Annotated in this window: 17 protein-coding genes; 3 read left to right on the forward strand and 14 right to left on the reverse strand. The window is 60.9% G+C overall.

The features are described 5' to 3' along the window. Positions 1-79: 79 nt before the first annotated feature. From VM554_13170 to VM554_13210, 9 genes are all read right to left on the reverse strand, one after another. On the reverse strand, positions 80-952 hold the full coding sequence (locus tag VM554_13170; protein HVJ09325.1) for a rhomboid family intramembrane serine protease: 873 nt from the start codon (positions 950-952) through the stop codon (positions 80-82). A 184-nt stretch (positions 953-1136) separates the two neighbouring features. Further along, positions 1137-1631 carry an NADH-quinone oxidoreductase subunit I gene (locus tag VM554_13175; protein HVJ09326.1) on the reverse strand — a complete coding sequence of 165 codons (495 nt, stop codon included), beginning with the start codon at positions 1629-1631 and terminating at the stop codon, positions 1137-1139. 49 nt (positions 1632-1680) lie between these two features. Beyond that, positions 1681-2586, reverse strand: coding sequence for a hypothetical protein (locus VM554_13180; protein HVJ09327.1), 906 nt, complete (start codon positions 2584-2586; stop codon positions 1681-1683). 12 nt (positions 2587-2598) lie between these two features. After that, positions 2599-4230, reverse strand: a complete 1632-nt coding sequence (locus tag VM554_13185) for a UbiD family decarboxylase (GenBank protein HVJ09328.1) — start codon at positions 4228-4230, stop codon at positions 2599-2601. 147 nt (positions 4231-4377) lie between these two features. Further along, positions 4378-4620 (reverse strand): hypothetical protein, encoded by a 243-nt coding sequence (locus VM554_13190; protein ID HVJ09329.1) that lies wholly within the window; start codon positions 4618-4620, stop codon positions 4378-4380. A 95-nt stretch (positions 4621-4715) separates the two neighbouring features. After that, entirely contained in the window at positions 4716-5684 is a 969-nt protein-coding gene (locus VM554_13195; GenBank protein HVJ09330.1) for a VTT domain-containing protein, read from the reverse strand. Positions 5685-5842: 158 nt separating this feature from the next. Further along, positions 5843-7081, reverse strand: a complete 1239-nt coding sequence (locus tag VM554_13200; protein HVJ09331.1) for an HlyD family secretion protein — start codon at positions 7079-7081, stop codon at positions 5843-5845. 2 nt (positions 7082-7083) lie between these two features. Then, entirely contained in the window at positions 7084-8517 is a 1434-nt protein-coding gene (locus tag VM554_13205) for a TolC family protein (GenBank protein HVJ09332.1), read from the reverse strand. Positions 8518-8664: 147 nt separating this feature from the next. Beyond that, entirely contained in the window at positions 8665-9282 is a 618-nt protein-coding gene (locus VM554_13210; GenBank protein HVJ09333.1) for a hypothetical protein, read from the reverse strand. Positions 9283-9550: 268 nt separating this feature from the next. On the opposite strand from VM554_13210, the gene ppk1 reads away from it, so the two are divergent. Then, positions 9551-11698, forward strand: coding sequence for a polyphosphate kinase 1 (ppk1, locus tag VM554_13215; GenBank protein HVJ09334.1), 2148 nt, complete (start codon positions 9551-9553; stop codon positions 11696-11698). A gap of 192 nt (positions 11699-11890) precedes the next feature. After that, positions 11891-12418, forward strand: a complete 528-nt coding sequence (locus VM554_13220) for a histidine phosphatase family protein (protein HVJ09335.1) — start codon at positions 11891-11893, stop codon at positions 12416-12418. Here VM554_13220 and VM554_13225 read toward each other — a convergent pair. Together VM554_13225 and VM554_13230 are read right to left on the reverse strand one after the other, a co-directional pair. Next, positions 12370-13953, reverse strand: a complete 1584-nt coding sequence (locus tag VM554_13225; GenBank protein HVJ09336.1) for a Ppx/GppA phosphatase family protein — start codon at positions 13951-13953, stop codon at positions 12370-12372. The genes VM554_13220 and VM554_13225 overlap by 49 nt on opposite strands. A gap of 193 nt (positions 13954-14146) precedes the next feature. Further along, the gene (locus VM554_13230; protein ID HVJ09337.1) at positions 14147-15175 is read right to left on the reverse strand and encodes a CHAD domain-containing protein; all 1029 of its coding nucleotides are present in this window, start codon (positions 15173-15175) and stop codon (positions 14147-14149) included. A gap of 41 nt (positions 15176-15216) precedes the next feature. On the opposite strand from VM554_13230, the gene VM554_13235 reads away from it, so the two are divergent. Continuing rightward, the gene (locus tag VM554_13235; GenBank protein ID HVJ09338.1) at positions 15217-17202 is read left to right on the forward strand and encodes a glycosyltransferase family 39 protein; all 1986 of its coding nucleotides are present in this window, start codon (positions 15217-15219) and stop codon (positions 17200-17202) included. A 142-nt stretch (positions 17203-17344) separates the two neighbouring features. Here the strand turns inward: VM554_13235 and hpnI are convergent, their stop codons facing one another. The 3 genes from hpnI to VM554_13250 form a co-directional block, all read right to left on the reverse strand. Further along, positions 17345-18571: a bacteriohopanetetrol glucosamine biosynthesis glycosyltransferase HpnI gene (hpnI, locus tag VM554_13240; protein ID HVJ09339.1), complete on the reverse strand. Its 1227-nt coding sequence runs from the start codon at positions 18569-18571 to the stop codon at positions 17345-17347. An 86-nt stretch (positions 18572-18657) separates the two neighbouring features. Next, complete coding sequence (locus VM554_13245) at positions 18658-19071, reverse strand: helix-turn-helix transcriptional regulator (GenBank protein HVJ09340.1); 414 nt, start codon at positions 19069-19071, stop codon at positions 18658-18660. A gap of 27 nt (positions 19072-19098) precedes the next feature. Further along, complete coding sequence (locus tag VM554_13250) at positions 19099-19677, reverse strand: GNAT family N-acetyltransferase (GenBank protein ID HVJ09341.1); 579 nt, start codon at positions 19675-19677, stop codon at positions 19099-19101. Positions 19678-19681 lie beyond the last annotated feature (4 nt).

Consider the following 19681-nt stretch of genomic DNA (forward strand, 5'->3'; position numbering starts at 1 on the left):
CGTCTCACCCCCGGAGACGATGGTCAAAAAAATAGCCCCGTTGCTGCCTCTGCAGCCGGGGCTTTTTCTGCTCCTGCTCTCAGGCGGAAAGCCAGAAGGAAAAGATTCCGAATCCCAGCACCATCAGCAGGATCGCCATGCCGTAATAGGCGAGCCGCTGCCGCTTACGAAATTGCTGCCGGGGCGCTCCAATTCTCGGAACCAGCGGGACACCGAGGGCCAATCCGCAGAGGAATCCGCCAAGATGGGCCATGTTGTCGATCTGCAAAGACGCATGGAAAAACCACGTCGAGCCGCCAATAACGAAGTTCAGAATGGCAAAATTGATGACGCTCTGCCGCAGCCGCTTCACTTCGAGCGGCGGTACCGGCAGCAGGGGCGACTTCAACAGCATGATGAGCACACCGCAAAGGCCGAATACGGCTCCGGAGGCGCCGGCCCCGATCACCCCGGGATGTCCCGGAATTCCTGGGTGGACTGCGTCGCTCAACAGGTTCCCGGAGATGCCGCTCAGGACATAGACAGCGGTCAACCCGATGGGGCCTAGCAGCGGTTCCCCCAGCAGTCCAAGGTTCCACAGGCACCACATGTTGGTCGCCAGATGGATGAGGCCGACGTGCACGAATGCCGCCGACAACAGGCGCCACCACTCGCCATGCAGCATCACCAGCGAGCCGTTATTTGCGCCCCAGGTGAGTAATTGCGTTGTAGTTGGCAGTTGTGGCGAGACGCCGTTCAACACCATGACGAGGAAGACCAGGCAGTTGATGGCGACCAGGACGTAGGTTGCCGGCGCATAGGCCCAGCGCGACTTTCCCCGCTGGCTGGTGTGCTCTACCGGTTCGTCGCGCATGGGCTCGCGAAACCTTGCGTCCGGCTCATAGCCGGGCGGCAGGATTTCGGGCTGCACTTCGATCGGGCGCGAGAAGCCGTTGGGCCTTTGCGAATCCATATCTTCTAAGCTATCGTGGACCCTCGCTCGTGACAAATTGCGGCGCTTGCGACCTTGCGCTGGCGGGCGATGGGATGACACAGGTGGTGTTTGAGAAGCAGGTCCTTCGCGCCGCGCAGGATGACAAGTGGGAGCTTCGCCCAGGTTGTCATCCTGAGCGAAGCAAAGGACCTAAACTATCGTGCTATTGGGCTTCAGCGGAGAGTTCAGCGATTGGGGCGTGAACTCCACCGATCTGCACCAGCATGTCTTCTTTACGCATCACCATTGTCGTGGCATTCAGCGAAGCCAATTCAAACTCGCGTCCATGGGTAATGGCGTCGGTGGGACAGGCCTCCACGCAATACCCGCAGAAGATGCACCGGTTGTAATCGATGTTGTAAACCTTGGCGTAGCGCTCGGCGCTCGAAATCCGCATCTCGGCAGTATTCTCCGCCGCTTCGATGTAGATGCAGTTGGAGGGGCATGCGGCGGCGCAGAGGAAGCAGGCAACACACTTCTCCAGCCCGTTCTCATCGCGCTGCAACACGTGCCGTCCGCGGAAGCGCTCGCCGATATTGGCGCCGCGCAGCGGTCCGGGGCCGTCCGGATAGTTCTCCACCGTGGTGGGTTGAAAGATCTCCCCGAGCGTGATGCTCATGCCCTTCGCAATTCCGGCGATGTTGCGTACGATCGACATGACGTTAGTATACGATGCTCTGCCGGATTGCGACGTATTTACGCGCCACCTAGCGGGGCCTCGATTCTCCCACCAGCGGCCTGGTAAAGACCCTGCGGCGACGCGCGGAATGCCTCGGTGCACGCCGCGCCGCAGCCCGCACGATCTGCGCGCAACTGGCGGTGTCCTGCCCGGCAGCAATCTCCAGCACTTCGCCCTCTGCCCGGCACAACCGGGTCTTCAGCGGCCCGGCCTCGGTGCCCACCACGGGGCGCGAGCGCTCCAGCCCGGTGGCTGGGTCCACATCGTACTCGAAGAGGTAATCCTCGCCCTTTACACCCCGCTTCTGCTGAAAGTGGGACCACGTAGCCAGCACCGCCCGCCCGTCTTCGCCCACCATCAGGGCATAGGCCTGGTCGGTCTCCCCCGAGTTGCCGGGAGTGGAGGAGAAGAACGGCGCTCCGGCAACCTCGCGCGGCCAGCGCGCCCGCCATTTCTTCGTCTTTGGATCCAGGTAGAAGGAGGTCAGAAACGTGGTTGTGCGGCAGTCGCTGCAGTCGTCATAGGTTGCGACCAGTTCCGTGTTGCCATCGCGAACAAAACGCAGCCAGTCACGAAATCTCAGATTCATTCCCGTCATCAGTTGGACTGGCTTGCCGCTGTCATCCTTCAGCCCGACGCTATATGCGGTGTAGCGATCCTGATCCGGCCTTGCCGCAGGATTTGGCCGCGTTGCCGTGATCACCAGGGCCTCGTCGCCCACCACCGCAATCTCGCGCAGCGCCGTGTACTTTTCCCCATCGAGCGCCTTGGTCACAGCCGCAACACGATCCGTCTCCTCATGCAGATTGGTCCACGCGAAACCCTCGATCGCCTGTGCACCCGCTCTCTTGCTGCCACCGAGAATCGCCAGCATCCCCAGGCCCAGAACCGCCATGCAGCGCAGGCCCGCTAAAGTACGCCTGCTCCTCCCCATCCCACCCCTCATCTACTCAATCCCCAGCTTCTTCCAAATTTCGTCGACCCGCGTGCGCGTCCGGCCATCCATCTCGATCATCGGTGGCCAGGGCCGGGTAAAGCCCTCTGCCGCCCACTTGCGGGTGGCATCGATCCCCATCTTGCTGCCGTAGTTCGGCATGCGCGATGCGTGGTCCAGAGTGTCCACCGGCCCCAGCGTGAACTGAATATCCCGCTCCGGGTCGATATTGTTCGCTACCCGCAGCGTAACCTCGCCCAGGTTCTGGACGTCGCAATCCTCGTCCACCACAATCACGCACTTGGTAAACATGGCCTGCCCCAGAGACCAGATGCCGCTCATCACCTTGCGCGCCTGCCCCGCATAACTCTTGCGAATCGACACGATCATCAGATTATGAAAGACGCCTTCGACGGGAAGATTAATATCCACGATCTCAGGAATCGTCAGCCGCATCATCGGTAAAAAGATACGCTCGACGGCCTTGCCCATCCATGCATCTTCCATGGGAGGCTTGCCGACGATAGTGGCGGCATAGATTGGATCCTTGCGGTGCGTGATGCAGGTGATGTGGAAGACAGGATACTCGTCCTCCATGGTGTAGAAGCCGGTGTGATCCCCAAACGGACCCTCTGTCCGCAGCTCGTCGAGGCTTACATAGCCCTCAAGAATAATCTCGGCGCGCGCCGGTACCTCCAGGTCGACCGTCTCGCACTTCACCAGTTCGACCGGAGATTGTCGCAGGAAGCCGGCGATGACAAACTCCTCCACCTCGGGAGGGGCGGGAACAATGGCGGAAAAGGTAGTCGCCGGATCGGTACCGATCGCGACCGCCACCTCCAGCCGCCCATCCTTCCATTTCCCCAGCGCTATCTGGGGCATCCCGCCTGCCGGCCCTGCTGCGCGGGTGGATCCGCCGCCGGTCTCGGCCATTACGCCAACCCGGGCTGCCGCAGCATCGCCCGTCGCGCTCTGCTCGGCGGCTGCGCGCAGATGGTTCCGGAAGTGCTCGGCGGCTACCTTCTGCCGCTGCCAGTGCATGCCCGTAGTCTGCCCGTCATACACCTGCATGCGATACATGCCGACGTTGCGCTTGCCCGACCTGGGATCGCGCGTAATCACGCAGGGCAGGGTGATGAATCTGCCTCCATCCAAAGGCCAGCATTGGAGCACTGGAAAATCCAGCAGATTGATGTCGTTCCGGTGAATGACTTCCTTACACGGGGCGTCATCCGCGGAGATTGTCCGGGGGAAGTACCTGCCCACCTCCGCCAGCATCGGCAGCATCTTCAGCTTGTCAAAGAAGCTCTCCGGCGACTTGACCTGCATCATCCCCTGGATACGGGCGGCTACCTCGTCGAGGGAATCCACGCCCAGCGCCATCTGCATGCGCCGCTCGCTGCCAAACTGGTTCATCAGTACGCGGTGGCCGGGATGCCCCTTGATGTTCTCGAACAGCAGGGCCGGGCCGCCCGGTGGATAGGCATTTTTGGCGTGCTTGCCGGGCGGAGTTCGCCCCATCTTGGAAACGCGGTCTGTGATCTCAGCGATCTCCAGAATCGGGTCCACCTGCTCCCGCACACGCTTGAGTTCGCCAGCCTTTTCCAGCGCTCGAATCCAGTCTCTCAGATCATCCAGAGCCAAGTTGCTTTCCCCCGCGCCGCGCTGTAGCTTCGGTCCACCTGATTTTCGCAGCGGCAGCTACCATACTATCGGCAGCCATGACCCCCAGTCACGACAGCCAGTCACGACGCTGTGCAGCTCCGGATCTTCCCGGCCGTGGACACAGACTCACGAAATGTGGTGTGACATGAACCGATCCATCTGGGTCTGGGCGCAGCGCGCTCCGCAAAGATGCTTCACTCCGGGCCCATGCGCGAGGAGAACATTCCAAGGGGTGAGCTTGAGCACGGGCTGGGCCGGCATGTTCTCCGCGGGAGTCATCTCCTCGGTCCACGCCAGCCACCAATCATCTTCCCGCTGCTTTTTAGGCTTGTTACACACGTCGCAATGATAGGTCTCGGTCCATGCCATTAGGGTCCCCTTGCCTGCCGGGAGACAGGCAATTTTCTCCGTCCCTGCGAAGTTAGCACACGTATCGGTCTTAGTTTTGCGAGTTATGCGGGAATCTAGGAAGCTACTTCTTTCGATCCTGCCGTTTCTTCAGCCGCGTCCACGAGCGGGAACCCAAGATTCTTCCACCCGTCGAAGCCGCCACGCAGCGGACGCACCCTCTGGATTCCCAGCTTACGGATGCTCATCGCCGTCTTGGCCGCGGTCGCCTCGCTGGGGCAGGTGCAGTAGAGCACAATGTCGCGGTCCCGGGGGATGTCTCCGCTGTTCTCCAGCAGGCTTGCCGAGGTGTAGCGAACCGCTCCCGGAAGGACGCGGGGATCGGGAAGATAGTCCAGCGGATGGCGCAGATCCACGATGTAGACCGGTTCCCCTTCGTCGATCAGGCGCTTCAGCTCTTCCGGCTCAAGCCGCGAGTTGCGTAGCTCCCGCAGGAATGCCTGTTGCCGCATGATCCTGTAGAGGACCAGGGCAAGAACAGCCAGCAAAACCATGGCGGCAAAGGAATTTCTCACCCACGACATCGCTGCCGGGTTGTGCTTCACCACATCTCCGAAAAATCTTCCGGAGAGCGTCAGTGCTAGAGTCCAGATCAGTGATCCCATAAAGTCAAATAACAAAAAGGACCGATAGGGCATCTTCGATTGCCCGGCAATCGGGGCTGCCAGGGTCGTCAGCCCGGGAATAAACTTCGCCACCAGCAGCGACTTCAGGCCGTGCTTGCCAAAGTAATCTTCGGTGCGCCGTACACACGTGGATGCCTCCAGCGACAAGCGGCAAACCAACCGCACCATTGCACCGCCATAACGCTTGCCGAGAAGGTACCAGGTCGTATCCGCGACCAGGCATCCTGCGGTCACAGCCAGCACTACCAGGACAAGGCTCAGGCGATGCGTCGCGGTCAAAGTACCCGCGGCCAGCAGCAGCGGCGTGCTCGGAATAGGCATCCCGAGCATCTCCACCAGCACCCAGACAAACAGGATCAGGTACCCGTATTGAATAACGAAATCGAGCCCTGCCGGCATACCCTCAGTCCATCTCCTTCGGTTGTCTATAAGATGACACGAATTTGAAAACGTTGCGTCGGGTTTTCTTCGCACGATTTGGCAATGGCCGCCACGCATAAAAAAGAAGAGGCGGCCTCCCGCATATCCGGAGGCCGCCTCTGTGTTTGAAGATCTCGTTACTGCTTGACGCGAACGCTGGGAACGACCGAAAGTCCCGGTCTTAACAGGTGATCTTTGTTGTCGTTAGGGTTTTTCAGATCAATGCGAACCGGGACGCGCTGCACCACTTTGACGTAGTTTCCTGTCGCGTTTTCGGGCGGAAACAGGCTCATCACGGACCCGGTTGCGCCGCCAATCTGCGTAACAACCCCGTCATATTTGCGCCCATACGCATCGACCTTGATCTCGACGGGCTGTCCCTGCTTCATATGGCGAAGTTGAGTCTCCTTGAAGTTCGCCGTAATCCACACGTCGTCCAGCGATACCAGCGTCATCAGGTTCTGGCCGGAGCTGACGTTCTGGCCCAGCTCGACGCTCTTGCGCGTGATGATGCCGGAGATCGGCGCCACGATCCTGGTATAGCTCAGGTTCAGCTTCGCCTGCTCCAGAGCCGCACTCGCCCGTTGTGCCTCGGCAGACGCCTGATTGGCGCGGGCCCTCTGAATCGCTACCTGCTGCGGTCCAGTCTGGGCGGTCTTGAGCTGGGCCTGGGACTGGTCCAAACGCTGCCGGGCCATTCGCACGCCCTGGTCCGCCGCCAGTTCGGTCGCAAGGGCATCGGCTACAGCCGCCTTGGCTGAAGCTGCTGCGGCCACCGCCGCATCGAACTGCTGGCGCGAGATTACATCCTTCTCCACCAGCGGCGCATACCGCTTCAGATCGAGCTGCGCCTTCTCATTGTTGGCTCGCGCCTGCTCCACCCGCGCATGGGCCGCTTCCAATTGCCTCTGGGCCTGTATTACGCCCGCCGACGTACTGCGCACATCCGCGCCGGCTGAAGTCAGCGTACTGCCAGTATTGACGCCGATGATGGGCACATTGACCTGCGCAGCCTGCGAGCTCGCCTCCGCTGCCTGAAGATTGGCGTCGTTCTGCTTGACGGCTACCTCAAAATCGCGGGGATCGATCTCCGCGACCACAGTGCCTGCCTCGACGTACTGGTTCTCCTCAACATTCACCTTGACGATCTGTCCGGAAATACGGGAGCTGATCTGCACCAGGTGGCCGCTCACCTGCGCGTCATCGGTATCCTCATAAAAAGTGGAATGCCACCAGAAGAGAAGTGCTCCGACGACGAGGGCCACGACAACGCCAAAAATAATAAAGTGGTGGCGGGGCCGCGGTTCCGGCGCCTCTGGAATCTCATCCATCTCCGCGTTGGTCTTTTCCCCTAACTCCAGATTCTGCTCAGCCACTGTTACTTTCCTCCGACGTAGTCCTTGTAGTTCGTATGGGCCACTCCCAGGGCACGCGCCAGTGCGAGTTTTGCCACGTTGTGCTGGTAGAGACTGCTGACATACTGATCGTTCGCCTGGGCTACGGACTGCTGTGCCTGGGTTACCGCGAGATTATCCGATACTCCCGCCGCATAGCGCTGTTGCGCTTCGCTCAGGGCCTCGGTAGCAAGCAGAACATTGCTGTGCGCCACTTCCACCTGCTTGACTGCGGCCTGTATGTCCAGAATGCTGTCGCGCACATCGGCGTTGATCTGCCCGCGCATATCGTTTAACTGCGCCCGCCGCTGATTCAGTTGGGACTGGGCCAGTTGCGCATCTCCCCGCAGCTTAGGCTCGGCAAAGATGGGGAAGCTCAGCGTTCCCACCGCATCGCCGGTGCCATGAGATTTCGCCAGATTCACTCCGATATCCCCATAGTCGCCCTGAAAGCCCAGTGTGGGATACCTCTCCGCGGTAGCGGCCGAGCGCTGCTTCTCGGCGCTCTTTACCTGCTCCTCCAGCGCCTGCAGATCTTTGCGGCCGATCAGCGCCTGCTTCACGGCGGAGTCCACGTCCAGAGTATCCAGCGCCGCGTAGGGAGCCTGATCGGTCAATTCGAATTTCTGATCGAGCGGCAGGCCAATCACACGCGCCAGCGCAATCTTGTCCTTGGCAAACTGATTCTGCGAGGTGATCAGCGACTGTTGCAGCGTCTGGTAGTCCACGCGCGCGCGCAGTTCATCCAGCAACGGGGCCGTGCCTGCCTGGTGGTTGGCGACTGCCTGATCGAGTGAAACCCTGGCGGTATCCACCTGCGCCTGAACGCTGCGAATTCGCGCCGCATCCGAGATCACCAGCAGATACGCATTGCCCACCGTCAGCGTTACCATGTCGCGCGCGTCCTGCGCGGAGAGCCGCGTGCCAGCAAAATTGTGCTTCGCCGCCAAGTAGTTCTGCAACGAGGCAACGTTGACCAGCGACCAGGAGAGAGCGCCGCGCAGATCGGTATAGCCAAAGGGGCCAACGATCGCGGGAAAACCCGGGATGCGCAATCCCTGCGCCTGCAGATCGGTCTGCATCACCGCTTCCTTCAGCGACCCGTTCACCGTAGGGAGTAGCGCCTGCAGCTCCTGCAGCCTCTGCCCGGCAGCCGCCTGCTGGGACGTCCCGCTCAGGATAATTCCAAGATTCTGCCTCAGGCCTCGCTGGATGGCTTCGTCCAGGCTCAACGACAGCACGCCGGCAGTCGCCTGCCCCTCCACCACGCTGCCCTGAAACGGCGAAGTGCTGCCCTGCGAGGGCACAGCCGTCGATTGCGCGGCCACGCCATAGGGTGAGGCGCTGCTTCCAGCACCTGAAGCCACTGTCTGCGCCAGTACAGGGATAGAGTTGCAGGCCAGAAGCGCAAGGGCCATATTCCTTCTCCAGCCCTTCTGCGCCCCAGCCAAAAACATGATGTCCACGACGGTCAAGCCCTCAAAGATATGTGCTCTTGGATGCACCTCACCCAAAAGAAAGTGCAAAAAGTCACGGAGAAAGCCAGACTACTATCTTACTTTGCTTCAGCTCTTTGCGGGCAATTGGCGGGAGATCGCAGCGTGGCTGCAATGCAGCAGCGAGGTAGCCAGGGAGCACAGCGCCTGGCGGTACACCTGGCTCACAGTACTGGGCGTCCAGGCCGAAGCTCCCCGCGAACCGCTGGCCTGCAGAGCCTCTGCCGATATCGCGCTTCCCCGCCCCAACACGGCTCGCAGCACAAACACGGCACGCATCGCAGGAGAAAGGCGGTCCAGCCATTCGCGAAGACGTGCCCGGCCGGGCCCTTCCATCAGCGACTCCAACTGAGCCACCGTCACCCCGGCAGCCTCCAGATCCTCGCTCTCAATGCAGCTACGCTGGGTCGTCCCTCCCGCCGCCAGCTCTGCATCCAGTCCGCCTGCGGGATACTTCGCCAGCCGCTTCAGCGAGGCCGCAATCACTCGCTCTCGCGCTGCCTGATGGGCCGTACGTGGATCCCCGCAGGGGTCGCCCTCCGTCTCTGCCACCACTTCCTCTATCACGCTCACTGCCTCCTGCTCCTTACCCAGCAGCATGGCCGCGGTCTGGAACAATTCAGAGGCAGAATCCTGCACGTTTTGCACTTCGCGTATAGCCCTGTTCTCGGGATCCCAATAAGTCATAAAGATATCCTTCTGCCAGCCAGACGTGGGTTCTGATCGTGCAAGGGGCAAAGATAGCCCTATCCTGCATGAACTCGCTACAACGGAAATACCCTGGCTGCGCGTATGGCGCTCCTCCACCATCCTCCTCGACTGCAAACCAGTGCGTCAAATCCTGTGTACAGGATATGAAAATGTCCTCCGCAAACCCGTATGATCTGAGATAAGCTTCTGTGGTTCCCATGCTTGTGTAAACTGCGTCCAGAGGTCAGTCTGGAAGCAGTACCTTATGACTACAGTACAGATCCGACGCAAAAAACTCTTTATCAGCCGGGACACCTCGTGGCTCAGCTTTAATCGGCGCGTGCTTGAGGAAGCCGAGGATGCAAGCAATCCCCTGCTGGAGCGGGTCAAGTTTCTCGCTATCACGGCCAGCAACCTGGACGAATTCGTTGAGATCCGCCTCGCAGGCATCTTCCAGAGAATCGAGGATGGCTATAAGGACCCGGGGTTCGACGGACTGACGCCGCAGGAGACCCTCGATTCTGTCGCCGGAGATGTCCAGGCCTTCGTGGCAGAACAGTACCGCTGCTGGAACCAGCAGCTCCTTCCGGAACTCAGCGCGAGTGGGGTTCGGGTTCTTCGCTGGCAGGATCTCACGGAAGAAGGCCGGTCCTACGCCACTGCCTTCTACCAGCGCGAGGTCGATCCGCTGCTGACCCCGATTACGATCGATCCGGCGCATCCCTTCCCCCGCGTGCTGAACAAGGCTCTCTGCGTTGCCCTGCTGCTGCGGCGCAAGCGTAAGGGAACAGCAGGACCGGTACTGGGAGTCGTCACCATTCCACGGGCCTTACCCCGACTGATACCAATTCCCTCGGAGGCAGGATCCTTCGACTTTCTCTTCCTGCACGACCTCATCGAGCGCAATGCCGCCGGAATGTATCGCGGGTATGAGATCCTCTCCGCCGCAGCCTTCCGCGTCACGCGAAACAGCAACCTCTACCTCCAGGAGGAAGAGGCCCGCAGCCTGCTCGAAAGCGTCCGTACCGAATTGCACAACCGGCGCAAGGGCGATGTTGTGCGGCTGGAGATCGAGCAGTCCGCCGATCCCGAAATTATCGACCGCCTGCGCGTCAACTTCGAGCTCGACGAATTCCAGATCTTCCGCACAGACGGGCCGGTGAACCTTTCCCGTCTGATGAATCTCTACAGCGACACACTGCGGCCCGACCTCAAGTTCCACTCCTTTACGCCGCGTGCGATCCACCTGTCGAGGAATGCCACGGACCTCTTTGACGATCTGCGGCACCGCGACATCCTGCTGCATCACCCCTTCGACTCCTACGACCCGGTGGTGGGCTTCATCGAGGCGGGCGCACAGGATCCCAACGTCGTCACCATCAAGCAGACGCTCTACCGCACCAGTTCCGACTCGCCCATGTTCCAGGCGCTCACGCGGGCCGCGCAGACCAAGGAGGTGACGGTCGTCGTGGAGTTGATGGCGCGCTTCGACGAGGCCTCCAATATCCGCTGGGCACGCGATCTGGAGGATGCGGGAGTGCAGGTCTTCTATGGCATTGTCGGCCTGAAGACGCACTGCAAGCTCGCCATGCTGGTGCGCCACGATCCCGATGGAGTGACCCGGCGCTATTGCCACCTGGGCACGGGGAATTACAACCCCGACACCGCCCGTTTTTATACCGACATCAGCCTGCTCACGACAGACCCTGAGATTACGGCGAGCGTCCACAGCGTCTTCAACTATCTCACCGCTCACTCGGAGTCGGACGACTACTGCCCGCTGCTCGTCGCGCCGCTTACCCTCGCCGAAAGCTTGACCCGCATGATCCATCGCGAGGCCGAAAACGCCGCCGCAGGCAAACCCGCCTTCATCATCGCCAAGATGAACTCCCTCTTGGAGCACGGCATCATCGAGGCGCTCTATGAAGCATCCCAGGCAGGGGTACAAATCGACCTCATTGTCCGCGGCATCTGCTCTCTGCGCCCGGGGATGAAGCGGATCAGCGAAAATATCCGCGTCCGCTCCATCGTGGGCCGCTTCCTCGAGCACAGCCGCATCTTTTACTTCTACAACGACGGAAAAGAGGACATCTACTGCGGCTCCGCCGACTGGATGCCCCGCAATTTCTTCGAACGCTGCGAGGTGGTCTTCCCCGTCAAGGATCCCTTGCTCAAAGCGCGTCTACGCCACGAAATCCTCGCCGCTTATCTCGCCGATACCGAGAAATCGCGGCTGATGCAGCCGGATGGCTCCTACATTCGCGCTCGCGATGGCGCTGCCCACCCCTTCAACGTCCAGGAATTTCTCATGCGCCTTGCCGAGGGCAAGGAGAGCATCGAGAGCATCCCCAAGGTCACCCCGCCTGCACCCCATAAAACACGGCAGAAGACCCCAAAGACAGTCAACGTTTAGGCTGCATCCCTGCTGAATCGCAATCGGCCGGGAGGGGGAGGAGTGGGGAGGGCTCTGGCCGGGGCTTCTCTGCAAGCGCGGCACTCTGTATTCCCTGCCCGACAATTGTTACAATTGTGTGAATATGGCTCCCCGTTTTCTGCGAGGGAGTCCTCCCGGACGATTCCCTTCCCGTGAGAGAAGTTGAGGACCATGAACCTGTACGTGCTTCGCCATGCAAGCGCCGGCACACGACGCATCAATCCCAAGCTGGACGTCAAACGCCCCCTGGACAGAGACGGGAAACAGCAGTGCATGATGCTCGGGCGCTATCTGAATGCGCTCAATCTGCAGTTTGACGTAATTGCCTCCAGCCCTCTCAAGCGCTCGTTACAGACCGCTTCGATGGTGGGCACCGAGACCGGCTACGAGGCGAAGGTTATGGTAGCGGAGGCGCTCAGTCCTTCGGCCACCTTCGCGTCTTTCAAGCAGCTGCTCGATGAGCTCTCGCACTACGAAAATGTGCTGGTGGTGGGCCACAACCCGAATTTGCAGAACTTTCTCAGCGCGCTCGTCGGCCTGAACGGACGCACCTGCTTCAGACTGCGCAAGGCTGGCATGGCGCGGCTCGACTGCACCCGCCGGCCGGCGACAATGTTCTGGATGGTCGAGCCTCGCCTTCTGCGCTCGATCTACACCAGCGTTACAAAGAGTTCGCGCCGGAAGACCTCGCGGAAATAATCTGCCTCCTTGCGCAGCGACCACAGTTCCAGCTCCGCGCCGGTGCGCCCCGGGCTTAACTCCAGCAAAACCCGCTTGGGATACACCCGAGTCGTCACCTTCAACACATCGCTGGCCCGGTCCTGATTGAGCGCCATCGCCAGCCGTAACAGCACGACGGCGCGCTTCACCCTTTCATGCTCCTCAATCGGAATGGGCCGCATCGCCCGGTCCGCCGGGGTCGGCCTCGATTTGCCCAGGTACCGCGCAATCGCAGAGATGATGGTCCGCTGCGCGACGTTGAAGCCATAGATCTCCGAATGGGCCACGATGTACTGCGCGTGACGATGGTGCCCCTGGTAGTTGAGGAACTTGCCCACGTCCCGCAACATGGCCGCCGCCTCCAGCCAATGCCGGTATTCGGGAGGCATCTCATGCACCCGCTCCAGATCGCGAAAGAGCTGGACAGCGTGCTGGCGGACCGGCTCTGCCTGCTTCGGATCTACTCCATAGGATCGGCAGGTAGCCAGAACACTCTCCCACCGCTCCCGCTCGAACTCCTGATGCACGACCGTTCGCGAGTCCTGCTCGGCCACCATCTGCGCCAGAATGCCGTCCCGGAGCCCGAGAGGCGAGTAAGAAAATCCTCGCAGACCGAAGTGCTCCAGAATGTCGGCGTAGACATGCGCTCCTGCGATGATGATCTCCGAACGGCGTGGCCCAATGCCCGGAACCATGGCTCGCTGCTGGTTGGACATGCGCGAGAGGCGCGTAGCGAGACGGCGCACCGCGCTTGTCGCCGTCACCTCCTCCGTTTTGCCCACGCTGGACTTTGCCGCAGCGCCGTTCTTGCTCCCCTTCTTGATCCCGTTTTTACTCAGGGATCGGCTTGCGTCGGCCAGCGCTGCCGCGGTCCCGGAGGTCGCAATGACCCGCGCTACACGAGTCGCATCAATTCGGCGTGTCGCGCGGCGCAGCTCCCGCTCGATGTACTGCCGCATGCGGGCAATATCCTCGGGAGCGGGCAGGTCTGCCGGCAGAAACTCCTGGGTCAAGCGCACCGCACCCAGCGGCAGGCTCATCGTCTCCTTGATGCGGTTGTGCTCGGAGAGGGAAATTTCACAGCTCCCGCCGCCCAGGTCCAGCAGAAGGGTGCGTCCCCTGGTCAGCGGATCGCCGCTCATCACTCCGCGGTGGATCAGGCGGCCCTCTTCCAGCCCGGAGATGACCTCAAGCTCCCAGCCCGTCTCCGACTTGACCCATGCGCGAAACGCCTGTGCGTTACGGGCATCGCGCAGAGCCGCGGTGCCAACCGCACGCACCCAATCCGCCCCGAAGGACTGCACCGACCGCTGAAAGCGCTTGAGGGCGCGAAGCGTTTGCGCCATGGCGTCTGGGGAGATTAAGCCGGTGCTGAAGACGCTGCCCCCCAGCCGCGTCACCTCACGATCCTCGTGCAGAACCTTCAGGCGGTGTTGCACCACCCGCGCAATCTTCAGCCTGCAGGAGTTGGAACCTATATCGATGGCAGCAAAGATCTGCATCCGCTCAGTCATGCCTCAGAAGAAAAATTATTCTCTGGAAAGCACCATACACCCTCCGCCGCAAACAAAGCTCGGCGAAGGTTGCACTGCCCGAAAACAAGGATTAGAGACAAGGATTGGAAACAAGGATTGAGAACAAGGATCGGAGATCGGAGACAAGGATCGCGAGGAGCGTAAAGACACAGCGCATGAGCGCTTCTAAGGCTCATACACGGTGCAGGGCGCGCCACTCGCCCACCAGTCTGCCCCGCATTCGCTCCGTCACGCGCTTCGCTTCCTGAAAGCTGCGGCTCACCTCTACTGCCAGCATCGCGGTAAGCTCCTGCCCCGCGTCGCCCAGAGCAATGTGCACCTCCTCTGCAAGGCATAGCCAGTCGTGCCAGTCCCCGATGGCGTCCTGAATCCGCTTGATGGCTCGACCCACCGCCTTGGCATGGGCATCGTCGCCGCCCGCCTCGGTTATATAGCGAGCCTTCTTCGCTCCTTTGCGGAAGTCGTGCAGGTTGGCAGCGTCCAGCAGGGGCATCTTGTCGGAGAGCTCGACAAAAGCATCCAGCGCCGCCTGCGCCACTCTTCGAACCGCTATCCCGCGGCCATGCCGCGTCTGCCACGAGGTGGCGAAACCGGCTGCCAGGCCGTCCAGCTTTTCCAGCCGCCGTGCAATCTGCCGGGTCAGATCCCGGGCACGCTCCTCGCGAGCGCACTCCAGCCAGGCATCCAGCTTTTTCGCCTGGACCTGGAGTGCCTGCTCAGCCTCGGGAGTGGCCGCCTGCCGCTCGACCTCACTCTGCTCCATACGGGAATGCTCTTTTTCTCCGGCTTTCCCGACTCCGGCAAATTTTTCAATCAGCTCGCGATGCACGTCCAGATCGCGCACCGGGCCGGCAGCCCGGCGAATCTTCTTCAACTGCCGCCGCCACCTGTCCGCAGCGTCCGTCAGCTCAGGATTTCCTTCAGGAACCTCGCGCAGGAGCACGTCGACCATGGCCTCCACGCGGCGGGTGCCGGTGCGAACCCGATGCACCGTCTCAACTTCAGAGTCTTCAAGGCACTTCTCCAGGTCCTTCTTCCACTCCGAGGCGAGCCGGGAAAGGTGCGTCAGCCGCGGATCCGGTGCTCTTCGCCGAACGGGCTTGGCAACACGGTGCAGCCCCGGCGGAACCTTTTGCGACTCCCCGGGCGATTGCCTTTTGGCTGTGCTTCCTGGACTGGCGTTCATCGGATTCTCAGACATCACTGATATTCTGCTACTTGAGCACCAAAACGACCGAATTCATGTCAAAACATTCTTCTTCTGCCGAATACACCGAGCTATCGAAGCCGTTGGCCAGGCTTTCACCGCTGCAATCCTGGGCGATCCTGCTGCTGTTCTACTTCGCAATTCACGTTGCGGCCCTCTTCTCGCCGTCGCTGCTGGACGATGCGGACGCCACCCACGCCAATGCGGCGCAGGCTATGGCGCAGAGCGGCGACTGGGTAACGCTGAAAGTCAACGGGCTCCGCTACCTGGAGAAGCCGCCGCTGCCCTACTGGGTTGTCGCGGCCAATTATCATCTCTTTGGCCAGAATGTCTTCTCCACGCATCTCCCACTGAGCCTCGCCGTGCTGGGTTGCGCCATTCTGGCATGGGTATGGGCGCGAAGAGCCTACTCGGACCGCGCCGGATTTTACGCCGCTCTCGGCGTTCTCACTTCGCTCGGAGTCTTTCTCTTCACCCGCATCTTTATCCCCGAGGTCCTGCTGACCTTCTTCCTGGGGCTGGCTCTGTACTTCTTCCTCACCGGGATGGAAGACCGTAAGCCCTCTCGGATCTATGGCATGTGGGCCGTTCTGGGACTGGCCATCCTGACCAAGGGACTGATAGCTCCGGTCTTCTTTTTCGCGGCGATCGTGCCCTACCTGGTGCTGACCGGCCAGTGGCGGCGCTGGCGCGAACTTCGTCTCGTCACCGGCGGCCTGCTCTTCCTGGCCATCGCCGCCCCTTGGCACGTCCTGGCCGGACTCCGTAATCCCGACCATGGGAATCCGATTGGAAATATACCCACTCCAGGCAATGTCCACGGCTTCTTCTACTTCTACTTCTATAACGAGCACGTCCTGCGCTTCCTGGGCAAGCGCTATCCGCATGACTACAACAAGCTGCCGACGTTTCTCTTCTGGGCGTTGCACCTGGTCTGGCTCTTTCCCTGGAGCCTCTACGCCCCGGTAGCCTTGCGCCGCGCATGGCGCACTCGTCACAGCTGGCTGGAGCTGCTTCGCCCCGCCCCCGCGCAGACCGTCGATTTTTATCTGGGCGCGGCCCTCACCTTTGATCCGGCAGCAATCAGCGCCGAACGAAAGTTTCGCGCTCGCACCAACTGGCTGCTCTGTATCTATGCCGCCGTCATTCTGATCTTCTTCTCGCTTTCGACCAACCAGGAGTACTACACCTTCCCCGCCTACCTGCCCCTGCTCATCATGACCGCAGGCGTGCTTGCCGGTGTGGAACTGCGGTCCTCAAGCGATCAGGCGCCGGACTTCTACGACGCGGGAGCCCTCCGCTGGCTGGACGCCGCTCAGGCTGTCTTTGCCGTTCTCGGCATCGCGGCGGCGGCTGCGCTCGGCTATGGATTATGGGAGTCGCGGAATCTCCCCTTCGTCTCCGATATCGGCACGCTTCTGGCGCATCGGGGAGTGGGCAACTATTCGCTGTCCATGTCCCACTTCTTTGACCTCACGGGGCCTTCGTTCGCGGCGCTGCGGCTGCCGGCGATCCTGGCTGCCCTGGCGTTTCTCTTCGGCCCGGTCATTGCCTTGATTTATCGACGGCGGCGCAAGCACCTCGCGGCTACGCTGTCGGTCGCGATCACGTCGGCTGTCTTTTTGATTGCGGCCCACATCGCCCTGCATCGATTTGAACCGATGCTCTCCTCGCGCGCCATCGCCGATACGATGAACCGGCTCTCTGCCCCGCAAGATCAGTTCCTGATCTACGCGGATCAGTCCGATGCTTCCTCGGTCATCTTCTATACCCATCGGCAGGCCCTCCTCGTCGAAGGACGGACGACCTCTATGTTGTGGGGTTCCTGTTATCCCGATGCGCCAAAGATCTTCCTGAAAGACGCGGATCTGGTGCGCGATTGGGGCCAGGGCGAGCGGAAATGGCTCTTTGTGCCGGGCCACAGTCACCAGCATGTGCGCGATCTGCTCGGTAACCGCCTGATCCTGGTTCAGGAGCTTTCCGATAAGACTCTCTACACCGACCGACCGCTAACGAAGTAACCGCGGGACTACTAACAGCAAAGGGCTGCTTCCCCGAAGGAAGCAGCCCTTTGCTGTTGCGTGAGTATGATGGCGAGCCTAGAAGTGGAGAGGTCTGAAGATACCGCGCAACGCCGCGACCGCTCTCATTCGCCGGACGCGCTTAGCTGCTAAGCTTTCCCGGCGTAGTAAGTGCAGGCTCCGGTTTCTTTGGAGCTTTCGTGGAGGTGCTGCGCATTCGTCCGCCCTCGATCAGCCGGTAGATCTCTCCCCGCCACACGATCTTGTCGTTCAGATAACTGGCTGACCAGTAGCAGAAGCCGAGGAGATCGCGCAGTGGATAGAGCAGCGCAAGCCGCAGCAGATGGCTTTCGCCGACCACGGCAGAGCCCACCAGAACCGCCAGCGCCGACCGGCTCAAGACACTCCAGGCGAACAGGCCAAGCCCCAGCCACGGCATCCCCAACGCCAGTGCCGATGCCCCGCTCAGCAGCCCGAAAGGCACGCTGAAGGTCAACACCGTTCCAAGATGACCCAGCGGCCGTGAAAACCGGGTGCTCTTCATCCAGCGAATCTGGTGCTTTACAGAAGACACGAATCGCGCGTTGATCACGATATGGTCGATGATGTGCTCGCTGAGCACCACCGTGTGGCCCTTCTCGGAGACGAGGTTTCCCAGCACGAAATCATCCGCGCAATAATCCCCCAGGACACCAAAGCCGCCAATCTCCTGGACGCATTCGCGGCGGACGACCATCGTCGGTCCCAGGGCAAAGCGCATGCCTTCCGTCAGGTCCGCTACCAGAACGCCGGAGGTCATCTCGACCGACATGCCTGCGGCCTCCAGCCGCGACCAGATTCCGTTGTCGGCCGCAACCCCGCGATAGAGGCAGGTCAGCAGGCCAACCCCGGGGTCGGCAAACGGTGCAACAATGCGGCGCAGATAGTCCGGCCGCACGCGCACATCGCTGTCGCTGATCACCAGCAGCGAGTGGCTCGCGACCGCCTCCATCCGCTCCAGCGACGCCACCTTCGCATTGATGTACTGCGGCTCTCCGGTGGTTACAAACTTCACCGGAATATGAGGAAAGCGAGCGGCCACGCGCATCGCCGTCTGCAGGCCCAGGTCTTCACTCTGCCGGGCGCAGAACAGGATCTCGAAAACGGGATAGTCCTGCTGAAAGAAACTGGTGAGGTGTTCTTCGAGGTTGGGCTCGGATCCGTGCAGGGGCTTGAGCAAGGTCACCGGCGGAAGATCGGCTGGTGCGGCCGCCAGGCTGCGCTGCCTGCGCATACGGACAAATCTCCACACGCCGATGGCAACCATCGCAGTGAAGACGGTGGAGGTGAACAGGCCCAAAGCACCCAGGCCGAAGAGAAGCTTTATCATGCGGTCCAACTAAGCTGCAAAGTCCTTGAGATTGAGACGGAGGTGACCGCGAAAAAGTCGAAGCCTGCCGCCAATCCCGGCGTGACTTAACGCTTCCTCTCCCCCGAACCAGACCGGTGCGGCGGCACGATCACGGGCCTCCTTGAGGGTACCATTGCCGCGGCCTGCCCCGCGAAGCCCTCCTGCATCCGCGTCAGCATCTCCGTGCGTACGTAATCCACAAAACTCTGCATCTGACGATTCATCTCCTCCATGCGTTCGCGCATCTGCAGGATGATCGCGATTCCCGCGATATTAACCCCCAGATCACGCGCCAGATTCAGGATGAACTCCAGCCGCTCCAGATCCTCATCTGTATAGAGGCGTGTGTTGCCCTCGGTGCGGGAGGGCTTCAGTAGCCCCTCACGCTCATACATCCGCAAGGTCTGAGGATGAATCTCGTACATCTCGGCAACCGCCGAGATCATGTAAGCACCTTTCGACTTCCGCTTTGTGACCATATCTTGCCTGGTTTCCCGCCTTACTCCCTAGCCTGACTTCCCATCCCGATCTTCCCATCTGCGCCCAGCCGGGAAGGTTTGCGCTGGCAGAGGATGCGCATCCTCACGCTTCAACTGGTAGATGCAGTGGTCGTATCCCCTCCAGAAAACCACCTTCTCGACGGCGAGTCCATTCTTTTCTGCGACTCTGCGCGAGGCCAGGTTCTCCGGGCGAATCAGGGAGATCACCCGGCGGGGACGCAGTTCGCGAAAGGTGTAGTCGATACAGGCCTTTGCCGCCTCAGTCGCGATTCCAAGATTCCATAAATCGCGATGGACATGGTAGCCGACCTCGATCTCGTGGTGGTCGTCTACCTCCTGCTCTACTGTCCCGCAATCGCCAATCAATTGCCCTGAAGACTTCAGGCACACGGCGAGAAGCCCGACTCCCCTGTCGAAAAAGGACTGCCGGAATCGTTCCACCCACTGCACGACCTCCAGCCTGGTTCGCGGACGCGGATAGTAGCGCATTGTCTCCGCATCCCCCAGCACAGAAAACAGCGCCAGGTCGTCCCCAAAAGCAAAAGGGCGCAGGTAGAGCCGTTCCGTTTCCAGAACGAAGCTCATGTCT

Source organism: Acidisarcina sp. (genome assembly GCA_035539175.1).
Lineage (GTDB): Bacteria > Acidobacteriota > Terriglobia > Terriglobales > Acidobacteriaceae > JANXZS01.